The organism is Nostoc sp. CHAB 5715 (assembly GCF_020829685.1).
GTDB lineage: Bacteria > Cyanobacteriota > Cyanobacteriia > Cyanobacteriales > Nostocaceae > Nostoc.
This window is the reverse complement of sequence record NZ_JAIVFR010001019.1, coordinates 1-2534: the sequence shown is the minus strand read 5'-3', so window position 1 is coordinate 2534 and position 2534 is coordinate 1. Positions and strand designations below refer to the sequence as shown.

Sequence of the window (2534 nt, the reverse complement as noted above, 5' to 3'; positions counted from 1 at the left end):
GTGTTCCGGGATAGTCGCCCCGTCGCTTGGGGCATAGGGCATAGGGCATTGGTAGCTTCTTCCCCATGCCCCATGCCCCATTTCCCATGCCCAAAAACTCCATCCCCTTGTGGGTGGAGTTTTTTATCCACCTCAGAACTCCGTTCATCCACCTCAGAACTCCGTTCATCAACTTCAGAACTCCGTTCATCCACCTCAGAACTCCGTTCATCCACCTCAGAACTCCGTTCATCCACCTCAGAACTCCGTTCATCCACCTCAGAACTCCGTTCATCCACTTCAGAACTCCGTTCATCCACCTCAGAACCTCAGAACATCAAACCTCCCAATCCCTAGTCTTGCGTGCAGCGCTCTGACTCTTGTGTAAGCAGTTTTTGTTTGCGCTCAATTCCCCAGCGATAACCGCCAAGACTGCCATCACCCCGCAGCACACGGTGACATGGTACAATCAGCGCGATCGGATTAGCTCCACAAGCATTACCTACAGCGCGGACTGCCTGGGGTTTGGCAATATTACGGGCGATATCAGTGTAAGTGCGGGTTTGGCCATAAGGAATTTTTTGTAATGCTTCCCAGACTTGTTTCTGAAATGCTGTCCCACGGATATCAAGTGGTAAATCGAGATGTGCCTCGCCTTTGGCAATAAAATTGAGGATTGCTTGTATCCATTCCTTGTGTGTCTGGTCATCACGCATGATGTCCGCTTGGTGAAATTCCTCGATCAAAGTATGTTCAAGTTTGTCTGCTTCATCACCTAGTTTAACGGCGCAGATACCCTTGTGTGTTGTTGCCACAAGCAAATATCCTAGTGGAGATGGAGCGATCGCATAGACAATGCTGATTGTCTTTCCAGCTTGTTGGTAAGTCTTTGGTGTCATTCCCAGTTTTTTAAGTGCTTTTTCATACACTTGGCTACTTGAACCATACCCCGTATCGTAAACTGCATGAGCAATTTCCTCGCCTGACTGAAGACGCTGCTTCAATCGTTGGCTACGCAGCGCATCTGCATATTCAAAAGGCGATACGCCAATTATTTGCTTGAATACTTTTTGCAGATAACTGCGACTCATTCCCACCTGAGAGCATAATTCTGAGAGGGTTGGGATGCGATCGCCTTGTGCTTCAATGTATCGACATGCTGCTAAAACTTTCGCCTGAGCCGGATTTGGAACTGTTTCAAATTGTGGCTGACAGCGCTTACAAGGTCGAAAACCTGCATTTTCAGCCTCTTGTGCCGACTCAAAGAAACAAACTTGATTGCGATTTGGTCTGCGACTAGGGCAAATAGGTCGGCAATAAACGGCTGTAGAGCGAACACTGTAGAAAAACTTGCCGTCAATTGTGGGATCTCGATTCAGAACTGCTTGCCAAAGAGTTTCTTCTAAAACTGTTATCTGTTGTAATTGCATTTATGTCTCCTTAGATGTAGTATTACAAAGTATTTCTACTTTGGAATATGCATTATTAGTTTCTGCTATTAGGTAAAACTAGATTAAATGTATCAATAAACTATTTTCTATCTGATTGTTGCGATCAAAGTTGATTATCTCAGTTTTTTAATGTACCAACTCGCTGAATGGGTGTTTACTGCTCAATGAAACCGGGAACCTTAAATTAGGTCAACTGGTATATAGTAATCCGGTTTGATTCTTGAACTTATTTGCGTAGGTGGGGAGTAGGGAATAGGGAGTAGGGAGTAGGGCTGGAAGCTTTTCGATGTATACGGAGTTTTTTCAGAAATCAAATATGATTCCTATATTCCCTTTTCTGCTTTGAATGATGAGATGGTTCTCAAACAGTTTTTGGAAGTAATTGTCTGGGCTATTCGTTAAATTCAATTATCATAATCTTGTAACATAATTATTATCTTCCAAATACGTCCTTACTTTAATCTTTGCATTTCGCTCTTTCGGTAACTCAGCACTGGCTCAACCATAGCTATCCGCTAACAGCACTCCTGAACTGATTTTCCCCCTAGTAAATGGTTCACCCGATTGGGGGAATGCGATCGCCTCATCAGGAACTACTCTGAAAGAAGGTGCGCTTTTTATTCTGTTAGCGATTATGCTTACAGAATCAAAACTGTTAAGTTGGTTATTCTGGCTTTTAATTGTACATCAATAGCTTGTGTATCAAAGGGTCAAAGAGTGGATGAAACCGTTGTCAAATCGCTGTATACACCAAATTGTCAGCAAGGGGCTATTAACTTGCTCTCAAAACTTGCTGTCAATTTACCAGGATTGATTTTCCAAGTTCTGCAACAGCAGGATGGTTCTGTGTTAGTCCTTTATATTAGTTCTGGTTGTGAATATTTGTATGAATTAGAACCAGAAGCTATACAGAAAGACTTTCGGGTGCTATACAAAATGATTCATCCACAGGATATAAAAGCTTTTACAGAATCTATAGCTTTTTGTACTACAAATATTACATCCTGGCATTGGGAAGGTCGGATCATTACGCCTAGTGGGATTAAGTGGATTCAAGCTACTTCGCAACCGGAACTACAAGAAGCAGGTGATTTTCTTTGGAAT

General features: G+C 42.9%; 3 protein-coding genes. 1 reads left to right on the top strand and 2 read right to left on the bottom strand.

Annotated features, from left to right (window positions below; all coding sequences use genetic code 11):
* Together LC574_RS35225 and ada are read right to left on the bottom strand one after the other, a co-directional pair.
* On the bottom strand, nt 1–299 hold a 299-nt coding region (locus tag LC574_RS35225), incomplete at its 3' end, for a hypothetical protein (protein WP_229458266.1).
* Between the two features lie 33 nt (nt 300–332).
* Nucleotides 333–1409, bottom strand: coding sequence for a bifunctional DNA-binding transcriptional regulator/O6-methylguanine-DNA methyltransferase Ada (ada, locus tag LC574_RS35220; protein WP_229458265.1), 1077 nt, complete (start codon nt 1407–1409; stop codon nt 333–335).
* Nucleotides 1410–2147: 738 nt separating this feature from the next.
* Between ada and LC574_RS35215 the strand changes: the two genes are divergently transcribed.
* Nucleotides 2148–2534: PAS domain-containing protein (locus LC574_RS35215; RefSeq protein WP_229458264.1), on the top strand; the 387-nt coding region annotated here is incomplete at its 3' end.

Excerpts from the sequence above, each read along its gene's own strand:
- ada (WP_229458265.1), bottom strand. The coding sequence starts at position 1,409 with ATGCAATTACAACAGATAACAGTTTTAGAAGAAACTCTTTGGCAAGCA.